General features: G+C 69.1%; 27 protein-coding genes and 1 pseudogene. 19 read left to right on the forward strand and 9 right to left on the reverse strand.

All coding sequences use genetic code 11. The features are described from left to right. Positions 1-550: 550 nt before the first annotated feature. The 7 genes from AB0I54_RS45155 to AB0I54_RS45185 all read left to right on the forward strand — a co-directional run bounded on the left by AB0I54_RS45155 (position 551) and on the right by AB0I54_RS45185 (position 8,204). Positions 551-1,096, forward strand: a complete 546-nt coding sequence (locus AB0I54_RS45155; RefSeq protein WP_363302214.1) for a hypothetical protein — start codon at positions 551-553, stop codon at positions 1,094-1,096. A 907-nt stretch (positions 1,097-2,003) separates the two neighbouring features. Further along, positions 2,004-3,179: a hypothetical protein gene (locus AB0I54_RS45160; protein ID WP_363302215.1), complete on the forward strand. Its 1,176-nt coding sequence runs from the start codon at positions 2,004-2,006 to the stop codon at positions 3,177-3,179. Further along, positions 3,176-4,771 (forward strand): VWA domain-containing protein, encoded by a 1,596-nt coding sequence (locus AB0I54_RS45165; protein ID WP_363302216.1) that lies wholly within the window; start codon positions 3,176-3,178, stop codon positions 4,769-4,771. Before AB0I54_RS45160 ends, AB0I54_RS45165 begins: the two co-directional genes overlap by 4 nt. Continuing rightward, positions 4,758-5,534, forward strand: a complete 777-nt coding sequence (locus AB0I54_RS45170) for a hypothetical protein (protein WP_363302217.1) — start codon at positions 4,758-4,760, stop codon at positions 5,532-5,534. Before AB0I54_RS45165 ends, AB0I54_RS45170 begins: the two co-directional genes overlap by 14 nt. Before the next feature lie 466 nt (positions 5,535-6,000). Continuing rightward, on the forward strand, positions 6,001-6,897 hold the full coding sequence (locus AB0I54_RS45175) for a replication-relaxation family protein (RefSeq protein WP_363302219.1): 897 nt from the start codon (positions 6,001-6,003) through the stop codon (positions 6,895-6,897). Positions 6,898-6,972: 75 nt separating this feature from the next. Continuing rightward, a complete protein-coding gene (locus AB0I54_RS45180) occupies positions 6,973-7,284 on the forward strand; it encodes a hypothetical protein (RefSeq protein WP_363302220.1) in 312 nt (103 codons plus the stop codon). Positions 7,285-7,508: 224 nt separating this feature from the next. Next, positions 7,509-8,204 carry a nucleotidyltransferase domain-containing protein gene (locus AB0I54_RS45185; RefSeq protein ID WP_363302222.1) on the forward strand — a complete coding sequence of 232 codons (696 nt, stop codon included), beginning with the start codon at positions 7,509-7,511 and terminating at the stop codon, positions 8,202-8,204. A gap of 209 nt (positions 8,205-8,413) precedes the next feature. Here the strand turns inward: AB0I54_RS45185 and AB0I54_RS45190 are convergent, their stop codons facing one another. From AB0I54_RS45190 to AB0I54_RS45205, 4 genes are all read right to left on the reverse strand, one after another. Beyond that, positions 8,414-8,593: a hypothetical protein gene (locus AB0I54_RS45190; RefSeq protein WP_363302223.1), complete on the reverse strand. Its 180-nt coding sequence runs from the start codon at positions 8,591-8,593 to the stop codon at positions 8,414-8,416. Positions 8,594-8,750: 157 nt separating this feature from the next. After that, a complete protein-coding gene (locus AB0I54_RS45195; protein WP_363302247.1) occupies positions 8,751-9,065 on the reverse strand; it encodes a MazG-like family protein in 315 nt (104 codons plus the stop codon). Positions 9,066-9,131: 66 nt separating this feature from the next. Next, entirely contained in the window at positions 9,132-9,647 is a 516-nt protein-coding gene (locus tag AB0I54_RS45200) for a hypothetical protein (RefSeq protein WP_363302224.1), read from the reverse strand. Between the two features lie 9 nt (positions 9,648-9,656). After that, positions 9,657-11,114: a helix-turn-helix domain-containing protein gene (locus tag AB0I54_RS45205; RefSeq protein ID WP_363302225.1), complete on the reverse strand. Its 1,458-nt coding sequence runs from the start codon at positions 11,112-11,114 to the stop codon at positions 9,657-9,659. Positions 11,115-11,320: 206 nt separating this feature from the next. Here AB0I54_RS45205 and AB0I54_RS45210 point away from each other — a divergent pair, with 206 nt between their 5' ends. From AB0I54_RS45210 to AB0I54_RS45240, 7 genes are all read left to right on the forward strand, one after another. Further along, positions 11,321-11,914 (forward strand): hypothetical protein, encoded by a 594-nt coding sequence (locus tag AB0I54_RS45210; RefSeq protein WP_363302226.1) that lies wholly within the window; start codon positions 11,321-11,323, stop codon positions 11,912-11,914. Then, the gene (locus tag AB0I54_RS45215; protein WP_363302227.1) at positions 11,911-12,510 is read left to right on the forward strand and encodes a hypothetical protein; all 600 of its coding nucleotides are present in this window, start codon (positions 11,911-11,913) and stop codon (positions 12,508-12,510) included. Before AB0I54_RS45210 ends, AB0I54_RS45215 begins: the two co-directional genes overlap by 4 nt. Positions 12,511-12,938: 428 nt before the next feature. Continuing rightward, positions 12,939-14,174, forward strand: coding sequence for a methyltransferase, FxLD system (gene fxlM / locus AB0I54_RS45220; protein ID WP_363302228.1), 1,236 nt, complete (start codon positions 12,939-12,941; stop codon positions 14,172-14,174). A gap of 56 nt (positions 14,175-14,230) precedes the next feature. Next, positions 14,231-14,422 carry an FxLD family lanthipeptide gene (fxlA, locus tag AB0I54_RS45225; protein WP_363302229.1) on the forward strand — a complete coding sequence of 64 codons (192 nt, stop codon included), beginning with the start codon at positions 14,231-14,233 and terminating at the stop codon, positions 14,420-14,422. Positions 14,423-14,518: 96 nt separating this feature from the next. Further along, positions 14,519-17,584 (forward strand): lantibiotic dehydratase, encoded by a 3,066-nt coding sequence (locus AB0I54_RS45230; RefSeq protein ID WP_363302230.1) that lies wholly within the window; start codon positions 14,519-14,521, stop codon positions 17,582-17,584. After that, a complete protein-coding gene (locus AB0I54_RS45235) occupies positions 17,581-18,813 on the forward strand; it encodes a lanthionine synthetase C family protein (RefSeq protein ID WP_363302231.1) in 1,233 nt (410 codons plus the stop codon). The genes AB0I54_RS45230 and AB0I54_RS45235 overlap by 4 nt, the downstream gene beginning before the upstream one ends. After that, on the forward strand, positions 18,795-19,787 hold the full coding sequence (locus AB0I54_RS45240; RefSeq protein WP_363302232.1) for a thiopeptide-type bacteriocin biosynthesis protein: 993 nt from the start codon (positions 18,795-18,797) through the stop codon (positions 19,785-19,787). The genes AB0I54_RS45235 and AB0I54_RS45240 overlap by 19 nt, the downstream gene beginning before the upstream one ends. A gap of 48 nt (positions 19,788-19,835) precedes the next feature. Here the strand turns inward: AB0I54_RS45240 and AB0I54_RS45245 are convergent, their stop codons facing one another. Both AB0I54_RS45245 and AB0I54_RS45250 read right to left on the reverse strand, forming a co-directional pair. Next, positions 19,836-20,330: a DUF6624 domain-containing protein gene (locus AB0I54_RS45245; protein WP_363302233.1), complete on the reverse strand. Its 495-nt coding sequence runs from the start codon at positions 20,328-20,330 to the stop codon at positions 19,836-19,838. A gap of 507 nt (positions 20,331-20,837) precedes the next feature. Further along, positions 20,838-21,059: pseudogene (locus AB0I54_RS45250) on the reverse strand (hypothetical protein); the annotation flags it as partial. Positions 21,060-21,083: 24 nt separating this feature from the next. Here AB0I54_RS45250 and AB0I54_RS45255 point away from each other — a divergent pair. From AB0I54_RS45255 to AB0I54_RS45265, 3 genes are all read left to right on the forward strand, one after another. Further along, positions 21,084-21,902 (forward strand): nucleotidyltransferase domain-containing protein, encoded by an 819-nt coding sequence (locus tag AB0I54_RS45255; RefSeq protein ID WP_363302248.1) that lies wholly within the window; start codon positions 21,084-21,086, stop codon positions 21,900-21,902. Positions 21,903-22,035: 133 nt separating this feature from the next. Further along, entirely contained in the window at positions 22,036-22,995 is a 960-nt protein-coding gene (locus tag AB0I54_RS45260; RefSeq protein WP_363302234.1) for a hypothetical protein, read from the forward strand. A gap of 289 nt (positions 22,996-23,284) precedes the next feature. Further along, entirely contained in the window at positions 23,285-23,506 is a 222-nt protein-coding gene (locus AB0I54_RS45265) for a hypothetical protein (RefSeq protein WP_363302235.1), read from the forward strand. A gap of 184 nt (positions 23,507-23,690) precedes the next feature. Here the strand turns inward: AB0I54_RS45265 and AB0I54_RS45270 are convergent, their stop codons facing one another. Further along, the gene (locus AB0I54_RS45270; protein ID WP_363302251.1) at positions 23,691-23,891 is read right to left on the reverse strand and encodes a hypothetical protein; all 201 of its coding nucleotides are present in this window, start codon (positions 23,889-23,891) and stop codon (positions 23,691-23,693) included. Between AB0I54_RS45270 and AB0I54_RS45275 the strand changes: the two genes are divergently transcribed. Together AB0I54_RS45275 and AB0I54_RS45280 are read left to right on the forward strand one after the other, a co-directional pair. Continuing rightward, positions 23,826-23,966, forward strand: a complete 141-nt coding sequence (locus AB0I54_RS45275; protein ID WP_363302249.1) for a hypothetical protein — start codon at positions 23,826-23,828, stop codon at positions 23,964-23,966. The genes AB0I54_RS45270 and AB0I54_RS45275 overlap by 66 nt on opposite strands. Before the next feature lie 398 nt (positions 23,967-24,364). Next, positions 24,365-24,514, forward strand: coding sequence for an ATP-binding protein (locus tag AB0I54_RS45280; RefSeq protein WP_363302236.1), 150 nt, complete (start codon positions 24,365-24,367; stop codon positions 24,512-24,514). Positions 24,515-24,550: 36 nt separating this feature from the next. On the opposite strand, the gene AB0I54_RS45285 is transcribed toward AB0I54_RS45280, so the two are convergent. Further along, the gene (locus AB0I54_RS45285) at positions 24,551-25,687 is read right to left on the reverse strand and encodes a UbiA family prenyltransferase (RefSeq protein ID WP_363302237.1); all 1,137 of its coding nucleotides are present in this window, start codon (positions 25,685-25,687) and stop codon (positions 24,551-24,553) included. After that, positions 25,684-26,310: a hypothetical protein gene (locus AB0I54_RS45290; RefSeq protein WP_363302238.1), complete on the reverse strand. Its 627-nt coding sequence runs from the start codon at positions 26,308-26,310 to the stop codon at positions 25,684-25,686. Before AB0I54_RS45290 ends, AB0I54_RS45285 begins: the two co-directional genes overlap by 4 nt. Positions 26,311-26,312 lie beyond the last annotated feature (2 nt).

A 26,312-nucleotide genomic window follows, 5' to 3' on the forward strand; every position in this document is an offset into this window, starting at 1 on the left:
CGACGACGGCGACGACGAGGACGGGTGCGAGGCGGTCTACCCGCCGGTCGCCTACACCGTCCTGTAGAGGCCCCATGGGCCCGGGGTGGCTCCCCCGGGCCCACTTCCCTGCCCCGGTCGGCCCGCACGGGGCGCGCAGGGGTGCTGCGGATGGCGACCTGGCCCCCTGTGCACAGCTCCCCTCCCCAGCCACCAACACTGGGGAGGGGAGCGCAGCGGACCGCCCCAGCCGTGCGGACGGCGCAGCCGCCCGCCCTCACTTCCCCAGGGCGCGCAGCGCCCCGGGACACCCGCTCCGCGGGGGGAGAGAGAGAAGGAATAAAAGCGAAATATTGCGCCATGCTTCACCCGGGTGCTCTTCTTGAAATCGACGAGCCGGTTCATTCTCGGGGGCATTAAAAAAATGCTGGCGGGGAATTTCGGATTCAACGGGTCGGCAAACCCTCTCCGAAAAATCCCCGCCAGCGCATCTCTAGGCGAGACTGTTCTAGTCTAATGGGTGTTGATGGTCGTGATGCTGCGCTGCGCACAGGGTGAGGGAGTGTCAGTGATGAGCGGGGACGGCGCGTCGCGTCGGATCGATGACGGCCGATGGGTGGTGAGCCGCGCATGGGTCATCCAGCACACCGGGGCGTCCGCAGCCACCGTGGCCCGCTGGTACGCCCAGCGCGAGCAGTACCCGCCGGAGCGCCGCTTTCCCGAGGTGGCGTGCACGATCGAAGGCACCCACTATTACGTCCAGGAGGCTGTAGAAGCGTTCTGGGCGGCCTGGCGGGAGGACGTCGGCACCGGCCGTCTCCAGACCGCCGGACGGCGCCCAGGAGACGGCCGTGGCAACCAGGGAGGCGGCCCCAGCCGCGCCCAACGCGACCAAGCCGTCGCCACCGCCCTCGACCAACTCCGCAAGGCCGGCGGATACCGGCACGGCATCGCCACCCAGCTCGCGCGCGAGCACGGCGGCAACGAGCGCGGCTGGCAACGCGCCGTCGCCGAAGCCCGCACCCTGTACGAACACAGCCAGAACCACGACGACAAACACGACCAGGAGCAGGACTACACCGGCCCGGCCCCGCAGACGGCAAAGCCGTCGCCCTGACGTCCGTCCGCGCAGCTGCCCCCGGCCGGCGCCCCTGGTCCTCCTCGGCGCCAACTCGTCAGGCGCGGAGCGCGCAGGCCCCGCCGACGCGCAACACCCTTGAGAGCCGCCCGATCCCCCGACGCTCCACCACACCACGCCCGCCCTCCCCTTTTCCCTTCTCTTCTTTCTGGGCGGGGGCGTTGTGGGGGTGCAGAGGGGGATGTCTGGCTCCCCGACCACGCCCAAAAGGCGTAGTGACCTGCGGATACTCCGTCAGGCGCCGGGAGAGGGCGGACAGTTGTCGGCGGGGTTGTCGGAGAGGTTCCCGGCGGGGTCCCGGGCGTGGTCGGGGGCGGGGTTATCGCATCGTGACGCTGGTCGGGCCTTCGTGGTCGGTCCTCTGGTCGGGGCCGGCTGCTGGCCTGGGCCCTGAGCGCGGCGCCGGGCAGAACGGCGCCGCACCGTACGGAAGGGACGACGGTGGCGATGCTGAACGCAGACGCCCGCGGCGGAGACCGGCTAGCGCTTGGCCCATCCCGCGCGAGTACGGAAGACGGCTGGCTCCGCTGACTGGTCGCGCAGCTGCGGTGGCTTCGGTGTGCCCGTCGGCAGGGTCGGGCACAACCAGGGCGGACTTCGAGCCCTGCTTCCCGGGGCTGTTCGACCTCGTGTCGCGACCGGATTCCCTGTGGTGGCACCAGCCGCCCCCTCATCCTGTGAACTTCTGACATATCTTCACAGCTCTTTCGTCACGGGTTAGTTGGCAGTTTCATCCGGAGTCGTCCGGTGTGCAGACGATCCTTGCCCGATCACGCAGGAGAACCGGGTGGCCACACACAGAGCCGAAGCTGAGAGATCCCGTCCGACCGGAGAACCCCGCCTGAAGGTCGACGCTCCCGCGGTTGTGCCGGAGCCACGCTCCAGGGTGCCCTGGCTGATCCCGCGTATCGTCGCCGCGGCCACCGCTCTCTGCACGATTGTCGTGCTCGCCCAGGGGCACGCCACGCTGCCGTTTCAGCGCATCGTCACCATCGAGGCCAAGATGGCCTCGAAGTCTGACTACTTCGAGGATCCCGAGGTCAAGCGGCTGCTCATCCAGCACGGCTTACGGGTGCACATCACCCGCATGGGGTCGCGCGGAATCGCCACCCAGAGCTACGACGGTTACGACGTCGTCTTCCCGTCGGGGCAACCCGCTGCCGACCTGATCACCAAGAAGCAGGCCGCTGCGGGCCTTCCGGCGACGACGTACCGGCCGTTCGTCAGCCCGATCGTGCTCGGTACGTACCGCGAGTACGCCCGCACCCTCCAGGCCGCCGGGATCGCCAAGCCCCTGCCAGGCGTTTCCTACGGGGCCCAGCCGCTCTACTACTCGCTCGACATGCAGAAGTTCCTCAGGGCGACCAAGGCGGACAAGCGCTGGGACGCCCTGGGCATCGAGCGCTACGGCATACACAACGGCAACAAGGTGCTCGCCCAGACCTCCGACATCTGCGAGGCCAACTCGGCGGGGACCTACTTGGGGTTGGTCTCCTACGTGTGGAACAAGAACGACATCCCGCAGGACACGGCTCAGGCGGACAGCTTCGCGAACAACATCAAGCTCCTTCTCAACGACCAGGGCATGCCCTCCGGGGAGAAGAACGAGACCTACGTGTCCGCCGAGGGCAAGAGCATCTCCCCGATCGCGGTCATCTACGAGCACCAGTTCCTGGCCCACCAGATAGCGGCCCAGGCCAATACCGGGCACGTCGACGCCGAGCGCGTCCTGCTCTACCCCTCGGCGCGGTTCGTCACCGAGCCCCAGTTCATCGCGCTGACCCCGCAGGGTGACAAGCTCGGCGACCTCATCACCAACGACCCCGCACTGCAGAGACGGGCCATGGAACTGGGCTTCCGCGTCCGCGCCGCCGGCAGCGCGTCCACCAGCGACGCGCTCACCGGGTTCCTGCACGACCGCCACATCCAGGCGCCCGTCCTGTCGTCCGACGACACCAAGGCGGTGCTGCCCCGGCTCGACCTGCTGGAGCGGATGATCGAGGACGTGGGCGACTGTGCCCCCGCACAGCAGTCGACGGCGGCCGGCGAGGAGGCGCCGTGACCGTACGCCGATCCGTCACGCTGGCACTGTGCCTCGTCCTCTTCGCCACCTTCGGCGCCCTCGTCTCCTGCTCCGGCGGCAACGGGCCAGCCACCACCCTGCGCGTCCTCGCCAGCGACGAACTCTCCGATATGGAGCCACTGCTGAGGCAGCTGCGCGAGGACACCGGAGTCCGCCTGGAGATGGACTACAAGGCGACCAACGACGCCAGTGACACCCTCCTCACCGGCCGCCACTCCTACGACCTTGCGTGGCTCTCCTCCGACCGCTACCTCCGGCTCAGGCTCAAGGGGATCGGCCACGGTGCCGCGCCCTCGCCGAGCGTGCAGAGCACGTCGATCATGCGCTCACCGGTCGTCGTAGGACTGACCCGCAACGTCGCGGAGCAGTTGCGGGAGAAGGTTCCCGACGGGCAGCTGTCCTGGGCGGACATCGCCGACGCCGCTGCCACCGGCACCGTGCGGTTCGGCATGGCCGACCCACGGCACTCCAACAGTGGCCTGGCCGCGCTCGTCGGCGTCGCGACCGCCGCGGCCGGCACAGGCAGCGCGCTGCGGCCCGAGGACGTCAGCTGCGACCGGCTGCGCGGCTTTCGCTCCGGCCAGACACTCACCGCGGAGAGCTCCGGGGCCCTGCTCGACGCGTTCGCCGAGCGCCCGGGCCGTACGAACGCGTTGATCACGTACGAATCCGAGCTGCTGCGGCTGAACGCCTCCGGGAAGCTGAAGCAGCCCCTGGAGATCGTCCACCCCGCCGACGGCATGGTGCTGTCCGACTATCCGCTGCTCCTGCTCGACGCAGGCCGCCGCGAGGCCTACGACCGGGTGGTGAAGTGGCTGACCGAGGCCGACCATCAGCGCGAGATCATGCGGCAGACCCTTCGCCGCCCGGTCAACACCGCCGTACGCCGCGACGACCGGCTGAAGGCGCCCCTCGGCAACGCGCTGTACTTCCCCGACGACCCGACCGTCCTCGACCGGCTCCTCGACGACTACGGCGACCCGCGGCGCCGCATCGCCGACCAGGTGATCTTCCTGCTCGACTTCTCCGGCTCCATGCGCGGACCCCGCACGGACGCGCTGCGCGCCGCGTTCGCCGGTCTGAGCGGGGCGGACTCCTCCGCTGCCGGCAAGTTCGTGCGGTTCTACCAGGGCGAGCGGCTGACCGTGACACGCTTCGGCGGACGGCCGCTGGACGAGCGCATGGTCACCGTGCGCGGCCCGGCGGACCTCACGGCGCTTCAGGACTTCGTCGCCCGTGGCGGCTACGACGGTTCCACCGCCATCTGGACCGCGCTGGACCACGGATACGACACCGCCGAGAAGGCCCTACGCGACGACCCCGGGCGGGCCGTGTCCATCGTGCTGATGACCGACGGGGAGAACAACGCGGGCATCGACCACGCGACCTTCGTCAGCCGCTACCGGGCCCGGCCGGCCGACGTCCGCGCGGTGCACACCTATCCCGTGTACTTCGGGGATGCCGACGCCGCGGAGCTGCGCCAGGTCGCCTCCGTGACCGGCGGTCGCATGGTCGACGCCCACGACTCGTCCCTGTCCACTGCGTTCAAGGAGATCCGTGGCTGTTCTTGACGGCACATGGTGGAGTGCCTGGTGGGGTTCGATGGTGTGGTGGCTGGCGGCGTTCGTCGGCGTGCTCGTGCTGGCCTGGAATGCCGTGCGGCGGGTGCTCAGGAGGAGGAGGACCGGGACCGACCCCAACTACCTTCCGCTCTACCTGGACAACGACGCCGTCATGAACCTCTACGAGATGGGCAACTACAAGGCGGCCATGCGACGGGAGGTCGAGGAGCGGCGCATCCGCAACGCCGGGTGCCTGGCGGTGATTCCCTTCCTGTCCCTGCTCTTCAAAGTGGTCGGGCGTACATCCACCGAGGTGGTGGCCAAGTATGTGGAGGAGAGCAAACCGATGTCGGTGATCGGCCTGCTCCTGTCCATCCTGAAGAGCAAGGACGGCCTCGTCGAGGTCCGGCTCTGGCCGGCCCCCAGGACCGTCACGCCGAACTCGGCCCTCGTCACGGAGCTGGACCGGCGCAAGGCGGCCGGGGATCCGTCCGGCGAGGTGGCGCTGAGCTCGATCGGGGAGTTCGTGATGGTCACGGCCCGGTTCGAGGCCCAGGGCGGCAGCGGGGAGACGTTGGTGATGCGGGCGCCGTACGAGGAGGGCGAACTGTCCGCGCACCTGCGCGTGGTCCTGCGTCGCGAAGGGCTGCACAGGGCGAACAAGGAACTACCCACGGGCCAGTTCCAGGCTCACTGCCTGGGCAAGGTGACGAGCTGGGACGCCCACGCCCGCGACGTCGCCCTGGAGCATCCCATCGCCGTCTTCCTCTGACCGTCAGCGAGTCGCCTGCCTCCGCACGACTTCGGTATCGCCCCAGCGGGCCGTCGGCTCACCGAGACCGGCCACGTCGTCGGCACTCCGACGTCCACGGCCCCCGAGCAACCGTACTTCTCGGTATGGACCTGCTTCTTGGGCGGCAACCCCTTCGTGATCTGCGCGCTGGTGTTGGTGTGGATCGCGGACGCGGGCGTCCCGCGGTGCGTCGTCCTCGCCCTGGCCTGGCCGGCCTGACATCTGGGAGCGTGGCTGCGCGGCGTCCCGGTCCTGACCAACTGGGGTCTGCCCGCGAGGGGTACTCGGCGGGGTTCCCGGCGTGGTCGGGGGCGGGGTTATCGCATCGTGACGCTGGTCGGGCCTTCGTGGTCGGTCCTCTGGTCGGGGCCGGCTGCTGGCCTGGGTCCTGAACGCGGCGCCAGACAGGATCGGCGCCGCACCGTACGGGAGGACGACGGTGGCGATGCTGAACACGGATGCCGGCGGAGGAGACCGGCTGGCGCTGGCCGTGCTGGCGCAGTACCGGATGGCGACGACCGAGCAGATGCATCTGGTGATCGCGCCGGGGGTGCGGATCGAGCAGACCCGGCGCCGCCTGGCCAAGCTCCGCGACGAGGGCCTCATCGAGCGCATCACCCTGCCGCAGGCCGGCCGGACACGGGTGTGGTTCGCCACCCAATACGGCGTGGACATCGCCGCAGAGTGGCCCGAACTGCGGGACCGGCGGCCGCCGAAGCTGAACGCCGACCCCACCGCCGCCAGGCTACGGGTGGGGCACTCGCTGGTGGTGACGGAGACCGGGCTGGCCTTCCTGCAGGACGCCCGCCGCCACGGCGACATCTGCCGGCCCCTGGACTGGATCCCCGAGGTCCACCACCCCCTCGGCAGCGGCGAGGCAGTCATCCCCGACGCCCTCCTCTACTACCGCACCTCCAACAACGGCGGATCAATGCTGCGCGCCTTCGTCGAAGTCGACCGGGCCACCATGGGACCCGAACGCCTCGCCACCAAACTCACCGCCTACGCCCGCCTCCACCACTACATCCCCACACCCCCACCCGCACGCCCACGGCACACCATCAGCCAGCAACCCCCGGAAGAGGACTGGAGGCGCCACTACCCCCTGTTCCCACGACTCCTGTTCGTCCTGGACGGCACCGGCCCCACCGGCGTCCAGAACCGCATCCGCGCCCTCCACGCAGCCGCCTCGGAACCGGCACTGGCCGACTTTCTGCGCACCGTCCCTGCCCTGGCGGCGCCCATGACCGACCTGCTCCGCAACGGCCCGTCAGCACCCGTGTGGCGCCCCGTCCAACACCCCGACCAGCAAGTCCCCTGGAGCCACGCCCCGCACCCGTAGACAACCTGCGCAATCGCTGCGGATCACTCCCGGGTCGGGTGGTGCGCATCACCCGCCCTTGAACGAGGAATGACGGTGGCGATCCTCAACGCAGACGCGGGCGGCGCAGGGCAGGACGGCGACGTGCCCATTGACACCCTGATAACGCGGTCAGACCATGGCGGTGTGCCTCCGATGACGGTTCATCTGCCAGTTGAGCTGGAGACCCGGCTCGCCGAGGCCGCACGCGCAGACGGGAAGACCGAGAACGATCTGATCGTCGACGCCGTCGAGCAGTTCCTCGGCTTCCGGCATGCGACCGCGGACGTGCCTGTTCCCCGATTTGCCAGGAGGGTGGGTCCGCTGGCGCCGCTGACGCCATGTTCGGATACGAGGCCAAAGGCATAGGCTACGGCGGGCGCGGTTCGCATCGAGTGGCGCACAGGTCGATCACGTGGGCAGCCACCACGCTCAGTTGGCCTTGTCACGAGCGCCCCTTCTCGCCGACATCAGCACCTGACACCAACAAGGGCGGACACAAGCGGTCGACACCGAACCTCCGCCGACGGCGGATCGATGCTGCGGGCCTTCGTCAACCGGTGCCCACAGGCCAGCCGGCCATGATCAATGGCATGGATCTGCATCGCAAGATCGCCGAACGCGTCGCGACGGGGCTGGCCGGGCGGGACGATGTACTCGCCGTCCTGCTGTCCGGGTCGGTCTGCCGCGGCGAGCATGTGGCCACATCCGACATCGACCTGCTCGTCGTGACCACCGAGGACTCCTCACTGGAGTTGGCGCCTCGGCAACTGGTCGATGGCCTGTTGGTGGAGTGGATCGCGCGGCCGGAGGCGCAGTGGCTCACCCGATTCGACCGGCCGAAAACCTCGTGGTTGTACTCGTTCCTCGAAGCGGAGGTCCTGGTGGACCGGGGCCCGGCCGTCCGCCTCGCGGAGGCGGCCCGCCGGCTCCTGGCCACGTACCGCACCTCGGCGGAGTTGCGCGAGCTGATCGCGACCCATCTGTGGCACAGCCAGGCGAAGCTGGACCGCGCCCAAGCCTCCGGCGACCCGCGGGAACTCGGCTTCTGGGCCGCGCTGTCCGTGGAATGGATCCTGTACGGCCTGTATGCCGTACACGATGTTCCGCTGCCCGCAGGCTCGCGATTGCTGGCCTATCTGCATCTGATTCCGCTGAGCGCGGACGAGGACACCCTCGCCGAGGCGATGCTCACCGGCAGCTCCCCGGAGCGCCTCCAAGCGGCACGCGACCTGGTGGCCCGGCTCCGAAGGGAGCTCGGCCCGGCGGATCACGAGCGCACAGAGTGAGGTAGCGCGATCACAACTACGACACGTCAGAAGCGTGCCCGACAGAGACGGCCGGGCCCAAGCCGATGGCACCGGAGCCGGTCCCCTCTAGAAACCACTCACGGTCACCATCAGGCTGGGCCCCGCGGGGAACTGGTGCCGGTTGAATACGCGAGCCCACCAGTACCCGAGGACGGCATCACCGCCCAACTGCAGGGCATTGACCCTGGCTACCGCTGGATCCCCACCCAGCCCGGCCGTCCCCGCGCCAGCCAGGATGCTCCCCCGCCCGGCGCCCGCCGCGCTGCCGTGCGAACCTCCACGCCGCGCACCGCCGCCTGGTCCTCGACCTCCGAGCCCGCCCCGTACACCCCGGCGCCCTCCGCGGCTGGCTCACGCCACCCGCTCATGGTGCTGATGCCGCCAGCAACGCGGCACCGGACGCACATTCCGAGAACCGCACCGCGGTCTCGACGGTCTCCTCGAACGCGAAGAACCCCCGCTGGACGGGGATTCTCGCGGAGGTCGGCGCGCGGTCGCGCTCCCGGCGGCGATCTGGGGAATCCCTCAGGTGAGTGAACGGTCTGCGATGTGCCGGAGCCGCTCCTCGAACAGCTTGTGCGCGTCCGGTGTGAGCGAGGCGAGCGCGATCAGCGCTGTGATCGTGACGTCGCAGAGTTCCTTGTGAACGTCGTCCCATGTGTGGCTTGCGCCTTTGCGTGGGTTCGTGCCCATCGCTCCATGCAGCGCCTCAGCGACCTCGCCGAATTCCTCGCCGATCTTGAGCACGCGCATGATCTTCACGCTGTCGCCCGTCACAGGGCTCTCGGCGTCCAACCAGTCGCGAAGCCGTTCGATGAGGTCCCAAGTGCCTGCGTCCATCAGGTTCTCCAAGAGAGAGGGTTGTACGTACGGGAGTTCGGGGTTCGCGTCAGAAGAGGGCACCAATCAGGGCGAGGTCGGTGGGGTCGCAGACCGGTAGCTGCGGCGGGCGGCGCCGTCGGGCCAGATGACGTCGATGGCCAGCCCCGCGTCGCGAGCCTCCAGCACCGTGTCCGCTGTACCGCCTCCCTTACCGGAAGGCGGCGTGCCATCCCAGACGGCTACGAGTCGGTCAGCCCGCTGGAGGAGCGTGCGGTTGGCGTCCTCGTAAGCCGACCGGTTCGCCGTCTCGTGTTCCAGGACAAGGACCTCGGCGGCGGTCTCGACGAGGCGGTCGAAGGTGTCGGCGTGGTCGGCCTTGACCTTGTTCGTCCGATAGTCCTGGGAAGGGATCACCGCGACAAGGCGTCCGCCGAGTTCCACGACGACCTCCGCGAAGAGTGAGTCTGATCCCTTGGCGATGCAGGAAACGCCGGTGAGGTCTGCGGCGTACGTCTTCAAGGTTTCTCGCAGTGCGGCGCGTACCAGGGGCACGCTGTCTTCAGTCAGATCCATGTGCCCGGTCACGGCAATCGTGGTCACATTGCTCCCTCAGCTCGACAATATTTCACGGATCATTGTCCGGGCCTCCGCCATCGGCCGTGAGGCCCCCCGGCCGACCGTGTACGGATACAGCTGGCTGAGCTGCGTCCGCACGCGGCTGGACTGGGTAAGGGCTGCTGCTTCGACGGCGCGCCGCGTGTGGTCTACGGCGCCGGTCAGGTCGCCCATGAGGAAGTGGCACTCGGCCAGGCCGATGGTGTCGAGAGCGTGACTGCGCCCGGCTTCTTCCGGTCCGCGCCGGGCCAGGGCCCGACGGATGAAGTCCGCAGCTCTATCGGCGTGGTGCTGGGGCTCTTTGCGGGCCATGTCCAGCAGGCGACCGCCGGTGACACCGGACAGCTCCGCATCGTCGAAGTACGCGATCCAGTACGGTTCGTCATCCGGCCCTGCCTTGGCGAGGGCCTCGGCCGCCTCGCCGGTGGCTCGTTGGAAGGCAGACGCGCGCCCCATGGCCGCATAGGCCCACGCCTCTCGCGTGTGGAGCATTGCTTGCAGGCGCGGTCCCGCGGCTCGGCGCGCGCCTTTCTGGGCCAGGTGCACCAGCTCTAGTGCATCTTGTGGGCGGTCTTGATACAGCATCTGCCGGGCCATGCCCGCGAGCACGTTCGCACCGAAAGCGGCGTCGCTGGCGGCGTGAGCGGCGCGGAGGGCAAGCAGGTAGTAGGACTGAGCCTGCCGCTGGAGTCCCGAGTCCCAGGCGATCGTCGCGGCCGTGCCCGCGAGATAGGCCATCACCTGAAAAAGGCCTCGCTCGACGCTCGGCGCCTGGTGGTCTTCCAGGTGGCTGGCCACCTCGTTGAGCTGGCCGACGACGGCTTTACGGCGGAGACCTCCGCCGTACCGGTGGTCCCAGGCCCGGAACGCGCGTGCTGTTCCTTCCAGCTGCCGTACCTCGCGCATTCCGATGCGACCCCGGTGGCCTGCATCGGATTGGGAGCCTGATGCGGGTTGGAGCCATCCCTCGAGGGATTCGAGGAGCGCAGCGCCGGACAGGGCTGCGCTGGCAAGTGCGCGTGATGCTGTGCGACGGTCCATCACAAGATCACTCCTGGTCAGGTCTCCGGCCAGTGTCACGGTCGCTGTGGGAAACCACGAAGCGTCGTCGGCGGATAACCGTGTGACCGGGGTCGGTGGCGGCTGGTCTGGGACATCAGGTCTGGCTTCCCAGGGCCGGTCGACAAGGCCCACCATGCGCCCGGGAATTCGCAGCCCGTCGGCGATGCGACAAATCACCTCGAAGCTGGTGACCTGCTGCTGACCGCTGATGATCGTTGAAACCTTGCCGGGCGTGAGCTGGCAAGCCGATGCAATGCGATTCTGCGACAGGCCGCCCCACTTCTTGATGAGAGCGAAGGCCGCTGCGAAGTCGTGCTCTGCCAGGGCTCGCGTGACGTCGGCTCTGTCGAGGACGTCGGGAGCGAGCGGGCCGGGGGTGGTGGCGTCCATGGGGCCAACTTCCGGAGTGATCGTATGCGCAGTTGCACGCAGTTCCGAAGTAGCAACGAGTGTATTACCGCCTCGGTAACCCCCGCCGGTCATACCGCAATTAGGCGCAGCGGACGACGCTTGAGACATCAACAGCGTTAACCCCGGCGACCGCGCGCACGGCCCCGGGGACGGCCAACGCTCAAAGCAACTGAAGGAGCGTCGACATGACGAACGGTACCGCCCCCGGTACATACACGAGGAGCCGAGAAATCGAGGCATCTGTCTCGATCAAGCATGAGGCACGCGGTGAGCTGACGACGGCAAGGCATCCGGTGAGCGCCACAGTGACCCTCCTGCCCTTACAGGCCGACGATGAGCCGACATGCTCGCGGGAGTGGAGGCTGAGCGCGAACATGGGCGCGGGCCCGAATGCCCGGCTGCGGACGCGCCCTCTGCTCACGATGTGGAGTTGGTCGGGGAACATGGATGCGACAGCCCAGGTCGCCGACAAGCTCGTGGACAACGCCGTCCGAAACGGCAGGCCGTTCACCGACGGCTCTATCAGCCTCCGGTGCGCTCTGTTCCCGACAACCGATGAACTGATGATCGAAGTCTCGGACGCTCATCCCAAGTTCCCGGACTTCGACCAGGCCACCACCGTTGATCCGGCACCGCCGAAGGCCCCCAGCGGCTTGTGGTGGTTGCGCCACCACCGGGGGCGCCTTTCGTGGGTTGTAAAGCGGGACAACGAAGGTCGAGTGCTCGGCAAGACGGTCCAAGCGATCCTCCCTGCCATGAATGGGGAGTCACCGGCATGAGGACAACCCAACTGCCGCGCCGCGAGCCGCAGGCCTCCCCGGCGCCGAAGCGTCCGCCCGTCCCAGACGCCACATTCGCCAAGCCCAACGCATGGGGGGCGCCCGGCGAACCGGCCGCGGATATGGGCACCCTGGCCGACCGCATCCGACGACTGATGAACTTCCAGCGCGGCGAGGGCCTCGTGCTCCCGCTGGGCGGGCACCTGTTCGACATCGTGATCACCGCAAGCGGTCCCGAGGCTTATGGGGTGGTGGCGATGCTGGACGAGATCCAGCAGACCGAGCAGACGGACAGCCCAGATGCCTGCGGTCCGGTCATCGAGGACCCCGAACGCGGCTGGCTCATCTGGCTCGTTCCGCCGGGGACCAGCACCCGGTGGAATCCCCACCGGTACGGTGCGTGTCTGGGCCGGCCCCACCAGCTCGCCTTGCCACCATCGGTTCAGACGGAACCACCCGGCGTGTTCTGGCGGCGGTGCATCCGAGGCGACCGTCTGGTGCCGGCCATGCCGCTGCGCGACCTCCTCGACCGGTTCCGGCCGGGCCCCATACCGCACGAAACGCTCCTTGCCTCTGTGCTGAGCACCATCGCCTGAACCCCGCATGCGGCGAGGCTCCCTCTCTCCGCACGCCTTGCGCGGCCGCGGTCGGCAGCCATCTCGTGGCTCCCTGCCTAGGCCGCTCGCGGTAGCCCGTTCGACGGGCCTCAAACCCCCTTCCCCGGCCAGCGATCCGACTCGTTCCCCCACGGGCCCATCAGCCGGGGAAGGGGTGCACCACCAGCCAGCTTCCGGCGCGCAGCAACGGTTCCACGCCCCACTCGGGGAGCCCGCTCCTTGTTGGTGCACCGGTGCCGTGCACGCTCTCGGACGCTTCCGGTCGCGTCACCACGCGAGCGGCGGCCGAGTGCATAGCCTCCTCGGAGGCTGCGGCCGAGCACCACCAGCAGACCAACTTCCATACGCCGCCAGGCGCGCACTGCGCCCGGTTCCGACAGCCCTGCACGACACGAAGGAAGGCCGCCATGACCGATGTGACCGTCGACTCCGACCACGCCGGCGCCCTGCGCAACAAAGTCGTCGACGAACTGTGCGCAGACGGCACGATCACCTCCCCCGAGATCGAATCCGTGATGCGGAAGGTCCCGCGCCATCTGTTCGCGCCCGGAGCCACCTTGGAGAAGGCGTACGACACGTACGCCGCCGTGATCACCAAGACGGATGAGCACGGTGTGCAGCTCAGCTCCGTCTCCGCCCCGCAGATTCAGGCCATGATGCTGGAGCAGGCCTGGGTGCAACTCGGGATGCGGGTGCTGGAGATCGGCTCAGGTGGGCTGAACGCGGCCTACCTCGCCGAACTCGTCGGCGAGGACGGTGAAGTCGTCAGCGTGGACATCGACCCCGTCGTCACCGAACGCACGCGCCGGCTCCTGGACGAGCACGGCTACGGCAGGGTCCAGGTCGTCACCGCCGATGCGGCCCAGCCCATCGCGGACCTCGGTGAGGTCGATGTCGTCCTGGTGACCGTAGGGGCCTGGGACATCCCCCCGGCGTGGATCGCGCAGCTCAAGCAGGGCGGCCGATTGGTGGTACCACTGCGGATGCGGAACCTGACCCGCTCGGTCAGTTTCACCCGGGTCACGGGCACGCACGGCGACTACCTGGAGAGCGAGTCGACGCGGATCTGCGGGTTCGTTCCGATGCAGGGCTCGTCCGCTCACCAGGAGGAACTGCTGTTGGTCAATGGCACCCCGGAGATTGGCCTGCGCTTCGATGACGGTCTGCCCGCGGACCCGCACCGGCTGGACAACGCCGTGAAGACGCCGCGCCACGAGCTGTGGACGGGCGTCACGGTCGGCCTCCAGGAAGTCCTCGACACGCTCCAGATGGCCATGGCGATCAGCCTGCCGGGCTTTTGCACGATGGCCGTCGATGAGGACCTGGACACGGGCCTGGTCGCCCCGGTGCACAAGAGGTTCGCCCTCGCTGCCGTCGAGGACAACACGTTCGCCTACCTCGTCACCCGCCGCACCGAAGACAACAAGCACGTCGAGTACGGCGTGCACGCCCTGGGCCCGAACGCAAAGCAGTTCGCCGACAAGATCGCCGACCTGCTGCACGACTGGGAGGCCAACCGGCGCGGCGGCCCCAGCCCGGTCATCCGGGCCTATCCGGCCAATACCCCCGATGACCAGATCCAGGCCGACCGGGTCATCGACAAGGTGCACAGCCGGATCTCGCTCTCCTGGCCCTCGGCGTAGCGGCCGAGAGCCAGGCCGTCCCGCACCACCCGAATACAGGAAGGAAGGGCACCATCATGACGAGCGCAACCCTGGCACCGCCGCCCCCGTTGACTGACCTGGACGACGACTTCGCTCCCCTGGACGTAAAGGTTGTGATCGCCGAGCACCCGCACGGCAAGCTCCAGTGCTCCACCGGCGACGGCTGCGGCACCACCTGCGCGACCGGCTCCTCCGCCTGCAACTCCTTCGTGGAGGACCCGGCCTGATCCGGGCCACCCCTTCGCTGGTGGGCCGGGCGTCGCACTGCGCCCGGCCCACCAGCCGCCTTGCTCCTCCCGCGCGCCGCCTGAAGGAAGGGTCTCATGGCTTCCCAAGCAGTCGCCGACTACCAGTGGCAGGGCGCCGCGATGCTGCGCGCCACCACCAACCCCGGCCCGGCAGACGTCCCCAGCACGCTCAACCTGGACGACGTGACCGTCACCCGCATATGGCTGAACCGCATCTGGCAACGCGAGGACGTCCGCAGCGCGCTAGAACTGGCCACCCCGGTCCTGTCCGACGCCATCACAGCGGTCGTCCAGGGCCAGCAGACCGACCCCCGTCACGTTCGCCGTACCGCGCTGTCCACGGTCTCCTACCTCCTGCGCTGGCAGCACCGCCCGACCCCGCTCGGCCTGTTCGCCGGCACCGCCCCCGTGTCCGTCGGGCCCGCCGCGAGGGTGCGATGGCGCGACAAACCCCGCGCGACAGTCCGGCCAGACGCCGAGTGGGTCACCGACGTGGTCCTGCGGCTCCAGCGCAGCCCCGAGTTACTGAAGCGATTACCGCTCGTCGCCAACAACGCCGCTCGCACCCGTGGTGACCGGCTCGTGGCGCCGGGCCCGCCCACCGACGGCCACGTCCTCCTCCTGGCCCCGGTTGAGATATCCGTCCGCAACGCCCGGCCGGTTGCCACGGCTATGGACGCGGCCCAGGCCCGCATCGGCTACGGCGACCTCCACGCCCACCTGCACGACAGTTTCCCGCAGGCCACAGCGGAGCAGATCGACGCTCTCCTGGCCAGCCTGGTCGAGCAGCAGTACCTCATCACCAGCCTGTGGGCGCCCATGACCACCGTGGACGCCTTCCAGCACCTCTGCCGTCAACTGGAGCGGCACCAGGCGGACACCGTCCCAGACGTGCGCGACCTGGTCCACGCGCTGTACGCACTGCGTGACGACGTGGTTTCCCTCCAGCCGACACTCTCCGGCACCAGTGTGCGCACCGTCGCCGCGCGGATGCGCGCCCTCACCCCCGTCACCCCGACACCGCTGCTCATCGACACCGCCCTCGACTGCCAGGTGCAGCTCCCGCAGGCCGTCATCGCGGAAGTGCAAGCAGCCGTCACGGCCCTGTACCGGACCACGCCGCAGCCCTACGGCTACCAGCACTGGCGCGACTACCACCGCCGGTTCAGGGCCAGGTACGGCGTCGGCGCCCTGGTGCCGGTCATGGACCTGGTCTCCGACAGCGGCCTCGGTCTGCCCGCCGGGTACGCCGGCTCCGAGCGCGGCACCGCCCCGAAGCTGCTCACCAACCGCGACGAAGTATTGCTCGCCCTGGTACAGCAAGTCCTCCTGGACGGCCGCGACGAACTCCGGCTCACCGACGCGGCAATCGCCGCCCTGGAAAAGGCCGCCGGAAGGGACGAGCGGCTGTTCGTGCCACGCGTGGAGGCAGCCTTCGAGGTCCACGCACACAGCACCACGACTCTGGCCCGCGGCTCCTTCGACGTGCTGTTGACCGCGGTGCCGCGGCCCGGCAGCAGCATGGCCGGCCGGTTCGCCCACCTGCTGCCGCCCGAGCAGCAGGACGCGCTCGTCGCCACCTACCCCGGCTCCCCCGACGCCGTCCCCACACAGCTCGTGTTTCCTCCGCGCCGCCGCCGCAACGAGAACGTCACCCGCACCCTGCAGCTACTGCCGAACGTCATCGAACTGTCCGGCCACCGAGAGGCGGACGCAACGACGATCCAGCTCGCCGACCTTGCCGTCACCACGGACTCGCGCACCTTCCACCTCGTAGAGCTCTCCACCGGCCGCCGTATCGACGTGCGGGTCCTGCATGCCCTGGAGGCCGGCACCCAGACTCCACCGCTCGCCCGCTTCCTCGCCGAGGTGGCCACCGCGCGGTACGCGGCATACAAGCCGTTCGACTTCGGCGCCGGCGCCCGGCTCCCGTTCCTGCCGCGGGTGCGCTACCGCCGCACGATCATCACCCAGGCCCGATGGCTGCTGGAAGCCGACGACCTGCCCGGCCGCAAGGCCCCGGCAAAGCAGTGGGACGACGCCTTCGACGCCTGGCGTGACCGACTGCATGTTCCGAAGCAGGTCGCCATGATCGAGTACGACCAGCGCCTTCCCCTGGACCTGGCCCACCCGGTCCACCGCCGTATCGTGCGCGCGCACCTCGACAGCACCCGACGCCTGGAGCTGCGCGAGGTCCCGGGCGCCGACGCCCACGGCTGGATCGGGCGTGCGCACGAGATATGGCTCTCCCTCGGCTGCCGCCAGCCCGAGACCGCCGACCTTCCCCAGCCACGCCCCGCCACCCCGTCCGCCCCCCGGCCGCTCCTGCCCGGCGGCGGCGACGTCCTCCACGCGCAGCTGCACGCCCACCCGGGCCGCTACGACGAAATCCTGATCCGGCACCTGCCCCGCCTTCTCGCCGCGTTCGGTGAGACCCCGCCGCCCTGGTGGTTCACCCGGCACCGGGAGATGGCCCGTCCGGACGCCGACCAACACCTCGACCTCACACTGCACCTCCCACAGGGCGCGTACGGACCGGCAGCCGAACACGCCCACACCTGGGCGGACACGCTGCACACCCTCGGCCTGGCCTCCGGGCTCGTCCTGGCCGCCTACCAACCCCAGACCGGGCGCTTTGGCCACACGGCGGCCATGGACGCCGCGCACCAGGTGTTCGCGGCGGACTCCACCGCAGCAGTCGCGCAAATCGAACTCACGGAAAGCACCGACGCCTTCGCCCCGCAGGCCATCGCCGCGGCCAGCGCCCTGAACCTCGTCACCCACCTCGCACCAAGCACCACTGAGGCCGAGGAGTGGCTGGTACGCAACGTTCCCCAGGGCCAGGGCAGGCTGGACCGAGCCCTGCGCAACCAAGTCCTCGAACTCACCGCGGCCGAAGGGGGATCCACTCTCGCGGCCCTTCCCGGCGGACCCCAGGTCGCCGACGCGTGGCGGGCCCGCGCCGTCGCGTTGCACACCTACCGGAGCAACCTGGCCCAGGAGCGTGCCCCGCTGACCGTCGCCCGGTCCCTGCTGCACCAGCACCACGTCAGGACCTTGGGCGTCAGCCCGAGCTCCGAGGAGACCACACTGCGGCTCGTGCGCACCGCGGCCCTTCAACACCGGATGGCGAGCCGATGACCGCGCCGGCCACCACCGCTGCCGCGACCCTGCAGCAGTACACCGCCCATCTGGCAGAACCCGCTCCCCCACCCCCTAACGAGCCCTGGACGGCACAGTCCCTCGCCGAAGGCGCCGCCGGGATCAGTCTGCTGCACGTCGAGATGGCCAGCCGGTACGGCGGCTCCTGGCACTCCGCCCACCGGTGGATCACCGCCGCAGCCGCCGGGCACATCAGCGCGGCCGACACCACCGGCTTGCACCTTGGCGCCCCGGCCGTCGGCTTCCTCCTCACCACCGTCCCGCCGCGCTTCCAGCACCTGTACGACCCGGCGCGCAAGACCCTCCACCGGCACACCACCGCCCTCGCCCACCGTCGCACCGACACCGCCTTCGCCCGCATCCACAGCCGCGAACTACCCACCTTCGCGGAGTACGACCTCTTCTACGGCCTCACCGGCATCGGGACCTACCTCCTGCGCACCGAACCCGACGGCACTGCCTTCGAACGCGTCCTGCGCTACCTCGTCGCTCTCACCCGCCCACTCGCCCCTGAAGGCCACGGCCTGCCCGGCTGGTGGGTCCGCCACGACCCGGCCCGCGGCGAGTCCCCCCACTTCCCCGGCGGGCACGGCAACTTCGGCGCCGCGCACGGCATCACCGGCCCGCTCCTGCTCCTGGCCCAGAGCCTGCGCCGCGGCATCACCGTCAGCGGCCACCGACAGGCCATCTGGACCATCTGCGAACACCTCGACACCTGGCGCCAGCACGGACCCGTTGGCCCCTGGTGGCCGGAACACCTCTCACGGCACGACCTCGACCGTGGACGCCCGCACCACCACGCACCCGCCCGGCCGAGCTGGTGCTACGGCACAGTCGGCATCGCGCGTGCTGGCCAACTCGCCGGGATCGCCTTGCGGGACGCCTCCCTGCAGCAGACGTACGAGGACGCCCTCCACCGGTGCCTCATCGACCCGGTCCAACTCGGCGCGATCACCGACACCACGCTGTGCCACGGCTGGGCCGGGGTCTACCAAACCGCATGGCGGGCTGCCCGCGACTCCCCCACCTCTTCCTTGAACACGCTGCTGGAGCCACTCGGCAAGGCCCTGATCACTCACGCCCAACCCGGAGCACCCAGCGTCCCTGGCCTCATCACAGGCCAGGCCGGATACGCCCTGGCCCTGACCACCCTCGCCACCGACCAGGCACCAAGAACAGGATGGGATGCATGTCTGCTGATCGACTGAGCTGCGGTCTACCGGCCGGTGAGACCGTTCTGCAGGTTCTGGCCGGCCAGCCCATAGACGATGTCGCTCGTCGAGCAGGGATGGACGCCACCGTCCTTGGCGACGCCGTTGAGCTCTTCACGCAAGCAGGTCACACCGCGCTCGCGGATCAGGCCGAGCGCTCCACCTGGTGGCAGTTCTACCTCGAGTTCCCAAACTGGAGCCAAGCCGAAGCCACAGCGGCCGCCGTTCTGCGACCAATCCTGCTCGACGCCGAGACCAAGGGGAGCATCACGGCCTGGTGGTACACCCGCAAACACCCCTGCTGGCGGCTGCGCCTCGGGATCCACCCCGACCCGGACGCCAGGGCCCACATCGCTGCGGCACTCGACGAACTCGTGGGCGCCGGCCACCTGCAACGGTGGTGGCCGGGCATCTACGAGCCAGAGATCACAGCGTTCGGCGGATCAGCCGGCATGGAAGCCGCCCACTACCTCTTCTCGGCCGACAGCCGGGAAATCCTGGCCCTCGCTCACCGCTCGGACGTGTCCATCGGCCGCCGAGAGCTATCCGTGCTCCTCAGCTCGATCATGATGCGCGCCGCCGGGCTCGAGTGGTACGAACAGGGCGACGTATGGCACCGCGTCATCGGCGAGGAACACCGGTCCGCGCTCGGCAGCGTTCCGGAAGAACGACTGATGGAGATGACAACGGAGCTGAGGAAGCTGCTGCTCTCTCACCTGGATCCCGACGATCCGCTCTTTGTGCGGGGCGGCCCATTGGCGCCTGTGCAGGCGTGGGCGGCCGCCTTCCGCGATGTCGGCGTGGCACTCGCCGAAGCCGTGAAATCCGCGTCCATGGACCGCGGGCTGCGTCGCGTGCTGGCCTACCACGTCATCTTCCACTGGAACCGGCTCGGACTATCCATCGGAGCGCAGAGCGCCCTCGCGCACGCTGCACGCACGGCAATCTTCGACCCGCCCGTATGGAGTTGACCTGGCGGTTCCCTGTGCTTGGCCCAAAGCCAGCCCATGCCATATGGATCAGCTGGACATCCCGCGCATGACAGAGTCGTACTCAGCATGGGGTTCCATACCAGCACGAGCCCGGCGCTCGTCCAGGTGAACGATGTCGGCAATCGGATGCGGAGTGAACTGCCCGTCGGGGCCAGCGACATACTGCGTACCGTACGTCTGCGGCAAACCCTGGTTCACCTGGCAGCGATCCGTCAGATAGGCCAGCTGACAAGGCGTGGCATCGCCCGATGCGACGGCCGCGGTCAGAAGTTCAAGGGCACGCTCCTGCAGGACCGGGCTGGCGTCCGCGTGCTGGGCCAGCAGCCACGCAGCATTCGCGGCTTCCTCACCGACCATACGGTGGCCCGGCCATCCGTACCGCTCAAGAACCGACCCGAACCAGGCCGCATTGTCGCCATCCACCTGCGCCGTCGCCGCACCATCCGGCGCAACCCATCCGTCTTCCCGCACACCCCGCGCATACTGGTCGATAGCCGCACGGCGCAACAACTCAGCCCGCAAATGCGCATGTTCGCACGTTATTCGGACCCACCTCCCAGGAGGTCTCCGCACTGGCACGGCACCCCAATCTCACCCGTACCCACAACCGTGGTCCTTGTTGGCCTTCAGTTCATCCCCGACAGCACGGCCGACACCGCTGATATCGCAATTCACACCATCACGGGCCCGCTGCACCGGGCGGGCCGCCTGGTCAGCCGACGCAGTGCCAGGCGCCGCGTGCGCATGGCCGATGGGGGGAGAACTCCGATCTGGTGGGGGAGTTCGGGCCGGGAGCCGTCGCCTGGGACGGTCCAGGCGAGCCAGCCACACCCGGTGCGCTCGTAAACGAGCACAAGTTCGCACTCGGCTATGCAGGTGGGGTCGCGGACATCGCCGGTTCGTAGGGCGCGTCCGTGTTCCGCCTCCGACCGGCCCGGTTCAGCGGTGAAGGGATGGTGGTGCTGCGCGAAGCCGGGTGGCGGTGGGGTGCGGCCGGGGTCGGTCACGGCTTCCCTTCCGGTGGGTCGATCAGGCGGAGGCGCACGTTGTGCAGCGGCCGTCGCCATCGGGGTGGGCTCGCCAAGCTGTTGGTCCGGGGCAGGTGCGGCCCAGCGGCCAGCCGAGGCACGCCGGGCAGAGGTCTTCACCGGGGACGCGTCCGCGCAGGCCGCAGCCGGCGCACTCGACGAGGGCCCGATAGGTCAGGGCCTGGGTCACGGAGCGAGCGGCGGGCGCTGTCGATGACCGCTCCGTGACCGTGATTGGCCGCTGCACCTGGTGCTACAGGTGTGGCTGTTCGGGAGCTTTGCTCGGGGCGCCGTTGAACCGCATGACGTCGACATCGCCATCCGGTTCGAGCGCGACGAGCGGATCACGGAGGTCGTCCTCCAGTCCCTGTTCTCCGGGCGCGGCAACCCCTACGCACCGCTGCGCCGTGCGCTCGCGGGTACTTCCCGCGGGTTGCAGTTCCAGTTCGACGACTCCGCGCGCGAGCAGCTTGAGGCCGAGGGCACGGAGATGCTCCCGCTGTGGCAGCGGGGCGACACGCTCACCCAGGCCCTCGCCGTGCTGCACGGGATCGCCGAGGACCCCAACGCCGGCCGGGCCGAGCGTCACGACATGATCGACGCGGTCGACGGACTCGACCGCTACATCCCCCGCCCCGTGCGTGCGAAGCTGATCGAGTGGCAGCAGCAGGGGTTCATCACCATCTCCCGCATTGCGCTGCCGGACGCACCAGAGGACACAGGCCTGCTGGCGACCCCGGACATGCGGTGGGCCTTCCGACGATGGGGCGATGACAGTCCGCTGCGGCGCGCGGCGCTGGCGGGCCTGGCCCACATGCAGGGCCTCGGGGTCCAGCTCGACGACGTCGAACTGGCCGGTCAGCGGCTGCCCACCCCGCGGCGGCGCGCGGGACACCGGAGCGAGCCTCGCTGGTGGATCAGCTGGAAGTGGCAGGGCTACTCCGGCATCCCGTACTGCATTACCAGCGGAGACGGCTGGCTGGCGGTCATTCAGCCCACCCGTACGCGTCCGCTGAACGCGCTGGTGTTCCAGCCGGGGCCGAAGGCGGCAGCGTTCCGCGGCTGAGGAATCGGTTCGTGTCCGAACTCGCTGCAGCTTGTGCGCCGAGGTAAGCCAGAAACACGCATCCAAGGTCAGTATCCGGCAGGTTGGAAAACGCTCAGCGCCAGAGTATGCCTGAGCGGCTAGCCTGGAGCCCTTGCTGGAGATATGGCAGGGCGCGACTGGGGGCTTCGTGGGTGATCCGTATGCGCTGGTGGATCGGGACGACTGGGTGCGGGCGGAGCTGAGTCGGGCTGCTGAACGTGAGGCCAATTTCCTCGCGGCGGTCGATCAGCTGTCCTTGTCGCACATCGACCTCACCGAGACACGCAACATCCTCAAGACGCCGCCCGATTCCGGCTTCTTCGAATTCGTTCTCACCATCCTCGCCCTGGTGTATTCCGTGCTGGTGTGCGTGGAGTTCATCAGCAGCGATGTGAGAAGGCTCCTCCTGGTGCCGGTTCTGCTGGCGCTCGGAGTGCTGGGGCTGTGGTTCCTGTCGACGCGAGTACCCCGCAGTACGGTCCGGAACAAGCTGGTCCTCGACATCGAGCAAGCAGTGATCGCGTGTGCCGTCATGCTCCAGGCTCCGGCCGCGAGCCTGCCCGCCCGTCTGCGCACGCTCGATCGCCGCTACCGATCAGTTGAGCGAGGAATCCTCCGCGCTCATCAAACCTCGGCCACGATGTCCATCAGGTCCCTGCGGCACCGCCCGGCACGTGAGCACGCGTTTCATGTGGCGGGAGCACTGCGCCGGGAGATGTTCCGGATCGATGCGGAGCCGGAAGACGCGCTCCGCGATCTGGCGGCCAAGATGCTCACGGTCGGGGAAAGGTACTCCCGGCGCCTGGTCCAGAGTCTTCTTCCTGAGAGTGATCTGGAGAACGTCGAGCCCGTTTCCATGGCGCGTAGCGCCTTGAAAGAATCGGCGCACGTCATGTTGATCATCCTGGCGGCAATTTCTGGTGCGCTGTCGGCATCTTCCGTCGTGGCCGCGCTCGGTATCCCCCAGGACATGCGGGGATGGTGTGTGGCTGCGGGTGCCGTGCTCGGGGCGATCTGCACGGGTGGCTGGCGCAGGGTTTCCCGTCTACTGGAACTCTTTCCGGGCAAGTGAGCGTTTTCCAACCTGCCGGTTACTGACCGTGGATGCTTGATGTCGTCACGGTGGGCTACGGACGAGTCCGGATTCGGTGAGACAGCCGTAACGACCACCCCTCGGCGGTCAGCCCACCACCCTGCGCGTACCTCATGGGGACGGCATACCGCAGGGATCAACGCCGTCGGCCTGCCCGAACGAGACCCGCTGGGACACCCTCGCCAAAACGGCCGACATCCGCTACCGCGAGCTGACGGGGGACCATCCCGTTGTACCGACCAAGGCTGCCACTTCGTTGAGACACGACTTGGAACCCGGCAGCCTCTACCTGCGGGACTCCACACATGAGCTGCACCTGCTGCGCCCGTTCCTGACGGGCGAGGTCTGCTCGGTTTGCCGCGCATGGTCGACCTTCCACGCCGATCTCGTCCCCAAGGGCGGTGTGCAGCTGAAAAGCCTTGAACACGGGCATGTACTACATCAGCCCGCAGACAAGTCAAAGGCGTTGGCCGTCGTCGGTCTGCTCTGAGGTGCGGCTGTAGCCTGCGGCCTCAATCGAAGGATGCCCGCCGTCTGCACCAGCCTGGAATCGCGCATTACGCCGCTCCCTTCCGACGGGGTGCTCACCCAAAGGCGCGCAGAGGGTCCGGGCGAGCAATACGACGCTGTGCATCCGGCCGTGGTTCCAGCGATGTCGGTCGTCTGGTGCCGAGTCACATGTTGCGTCTCTGCGGACGCCCCGACGAACTCGGCTCTTTCAAGACCGCCCACAAGCGGCTGATCAGATGGGCCGTCGACTGCATGTGGGAGAAGATCCGGTAGCGGATGCCGTCGACGGCACCGGCAACATCCGCCTCGTCAACGCCCAGACCGTAGCCCTCTTCGGCTACCGCTGCGAAGAACTCCTCGGCCACCCCGTCGAACTCCTCATCCCCGGCCGCTTCCGCCCCACTCCGAACACCGCAACGGCTACGCCCACAACCGCCTGATAGAGACTCCCGGGGCCGACATCGAGGACAAGCTCACCCAGCTGATCGCGACCCTGGACGAACTTCCGGCTGCCGCAATTGACCTGGAGGCAACCGCCGACCACCTCCTGTCGACACTGCTGCCCGACACGGACGGCCACGACGACGTAACGCTGCTCCTGACCCAGCTCCCCGCCGCCCCGCTGGCCACGGCCACCACGGACCTGCCCGCCATGCCCGAGTCCGTGCCGGCAGGCCGCGACTTCCTCGCCAAGGCGTTGAGCACCTAGGGCTGCGCGGGCACCATGGACAACGCGCTCCTGCTGCTCTCGAGGTCCTCACCAACGCCGTACAGCACGCCCACGGCCCGCTCGGGGTGCACGCGTGCCGTACCGGCGCCGGCATCACCGTCGAGGTCAGTGACCGCAGCCCTCACCTCCCAGCCGCGCTTCGCCGCGCAGGACGAGGAGTCCGGGCGTGGCCTCCTACTCGTTCGCGCTTTCGCCGACGACTGGGGCGTACGGCCGACGGACCAGGGGAAGACCATCTGGTTCAGCCTGGAGTTGTAGGGGTTCCCGCCGGCAGGCCATCGGACCGCGGTGCGCTCACAAACCCAGCCGGCGGCCCGGGTCTTCTGACCCGTTCCCCAGGTCGGGCAGCCCTTCACGCGCCTCCGACAGCTCCTTGTGCGCAGACGGGAGGCGCCGTGCGGTGCGGGCCAGGAGCCGTCGGCCTAGGGCGGCCGCGAGTGTGGCTCCCGTCACGGCTCCCATGCTCAGGGCGACTTGGGCGGGGCGGGGTGCCAGGGTCGCCGTCGCGCCCAGCACCGCGACGAACGGGCCGGCCAGGAACAGCACGCTGCGGCCGCCGGCCGAGACACGCCGTCCGGCGGTGTGGCGTGCCAGGGGCGCAGTGCCCGCGAGGAGGGCCGTGAGGGCGGTCAGGAGGAGCGGAAGCGGGGCCGACGCGGTAAGGAGTGCCGTCAGGCACAGCGCCCCTGTCACCGCGTAGCCGGCTGTCATCGTCAGCCGGAACGCGGTGGACGTGCCGACGCCGTGCGGTCCGGGCCGCAGGCCCAGCACGATCGCCGTGGTGCGGAGCTCGGCGGACAGGTCCGTCTCCAGGTCCTTGACGTCTCCTCCCGCCACGTCGAACGCGGTGACCACCAGGGCGAGAGCGGCCGCCGCCGCCAGATGTCCGACCGTGGGCGCCGGGGTGAACGCGAGCAGTGGCGCGGCCACGCTGATGCCCCAGAGCAGGTCGGACACCGGTGTGGGGACACGGGAGCGCTTCTGCCGCATGTTGCCCCAGACAGTGAGGGCCAGGGAGACCCACAGGAGGGAAGGGTGCTCGCTGGGCAGGGTGAGCACCGCGAGCGTGAACAGCGCGCCCAGGAGCAGCGACAGGACGACAGCGTGCCGGACCGGTACGCGTCCCGAGGTGAGGGGCCGGTTGGCTCGCCGTGGGTCCAGGGCGTCCAGTTCCCTGTCCGCGATGTCGTTGCTGGCACAGCTGAGGCCGTGCAGGGCCAGGCCAGCTGCGAACCAGGCGTACGCCGTCGCCGGTGAGCCGGTGGGTAATACGGCAAAGCCCAGCAGGAAGGGCGCCGACAGCAGGGGCAGGCACTCCAGCCGCACCAGACCCGTGTAGTCCCAGAGGCGTCCGGCGATCCCTGTGCCGTCACAACCCGAGACGGCTGCGGCCGGTACGGCAGTGCCGTGCGCGGTCCTGGCGTCCCTCACGGTGTCTCTCGCCCGCCTGGTGCCGCCTCGCTCAGTGCGTCCAGGGCGTGCTGGAGCATCTCCCGGCTCCGCTCTCCGGCCGCGGACAGCGCGGCGGCGGGGATCGGCTCGCCCCGGGCGACCCGGATCGTACTGAACGGACGGGGCACCGACTGGCCCTGGAACTCCCAGGCCCGGTCCGCGCGGACGCGCAAGGGGGCAACCGGCCTGCCGGTGTCCTTCGCCAGCGCTGCAAGGGAAGTCCTCACCCTGCCGTCCCGGCGGCCTCCGTCCGTGAATATCCCGACGGGCCCCGTGCGCTCGCGGAGGAAATCCCGGACCTGCTCATACGGGCTGCGGTGTCCTCCACGGCCGATGCGGAAGACGTCCACTCCTGCGGCCAGAGCGGGCAGTGCTGCCGCGTAGCCGCCGACCGTGTTGTCGTTGACCCAGGCGAAATGACGGAATACGCGAGCGGCGAAGACCCCGGGAACGAGGTCCCCGTGCGGCATGTAGTAGAGCACCGGGTCCGGGGGCATCACCGTGCGCGGCACCCGCACAGTGGGGCGGAAGAGACCTATGCAGAGGGTGTAGTAGACACCGTAGGTGTGCCCGGTCAGCCGGGTGCGGACCGGGGGCTTCACGC

Origin of the sequence: Streptomyces sp. NPDC050625 (assembly GCF_040654755.1) — a bacterium.
Taxonomy (GTDB): domain Bacteria; phylum Actinomycetota; class Actinomycetes; order Streptomycetales; family Streptomycetaceae; genus Streptomyces.

What these genes read in the sequence shown, in the direction of transcription:
- AB0I54_RS45175 (WP_363302219.1), top strand. Translation starts at nt 6,001, where the DNA reads ATGCTGAACACGGATGCCGGCGGAGGAGACCGGCTGGCGCTGGCCGTG.
- AB0I54_RS45195 (WP_363302247.1), bottom strand. Translation starts at nt 9,065, where the DNA reads ATGGACGCAGGCACTTGGGACCTCATCGAACGGCTTCGCGACTGGTTG.
- AB0I54_RS45235 (WP_363302231.1), top strand. Translation starts at nt 17,581, where the DNA reads ATGACCGCGCCGGCCACCACCGCTGCCGCGACCCTGCAGCAGTACACC.
- AB0I54_RS45185 (WP_363302222.1), top strand. Translation starts at nt 7,509, where the DNA reads ATGGATCTGCATCGCAAGATCGCCGAACGCGTCGCGACGGGGCTGGCC.
- AB0I54_RS45230 (WP_363302230.1), top strand. Translation starts at nt 14,519, where the DNA reads ATGGCTTCCCAAGCAGTCGCCGACTACCAGTGGCAGGGCGCCGCGATG.
- AB0I54_RS45210 (WP_363302226.1), top strand. Translation starts at nt 11,321, where the DNA reads ATGACGAACGGTACCGCCCCCGGTACATACACGAGGAGCCGAGAAATC.
- fxlA (WP_363302229.1), top strand. Translation starts at nt 14,231, where the DNA reads ATGACGAGCGCAACCCTGGCACCGCCGCCCCCGTTGACTGACCTGGAC.
- AB0I54_RS45240 (WP_363302232.1), top strand. Translation starts at nt 18,795, where the DNA reads ATGTCTGCTGATCGACTGAGCTGCGGTCTACCGGCCGGTGAGACCGTT.
- AB0I54_RS45190 (WP_363302223.1), bottom strand. Translation starts at nt 8,593, where the DNA reads ATGAGCGGGTGGCGTGAGCCAGCCGCGGAGGGCGCCGGGGTGTACGGG.
- fxlM (WP_363302228.1), top strand. Translation starts at nt 12,939, where the DNA reads ATGACCGATGTGACCGTCGACTCCGACCACGCCGGCGCCCTGCGCAAC.
- AB0I54_RS45215 (WP_363302227.1), top strand. Translation starts at nt 11,911, where the DNA reads ATGAGGACAACCCAACTGCCGCGCCGCGAGCCGCAGGCCTCCCCGGCG.
- AB0I54_RS45205 (WP_363302225.1), bottom strand. Translation starts at nt 11,114, where the DNA reads ATGGACGCCACCACCCCCGGCCCGCTCGCTCCCGACGTCCTCGACAGA.
- AB0I54_RS45155 (WP_363302214.1), top strand. Translation starts at nt 551, where the DNA reads ATGAGCGGGGACGGCGCGTCGCGTCGGATCGATGACGGCCGATGGGTG.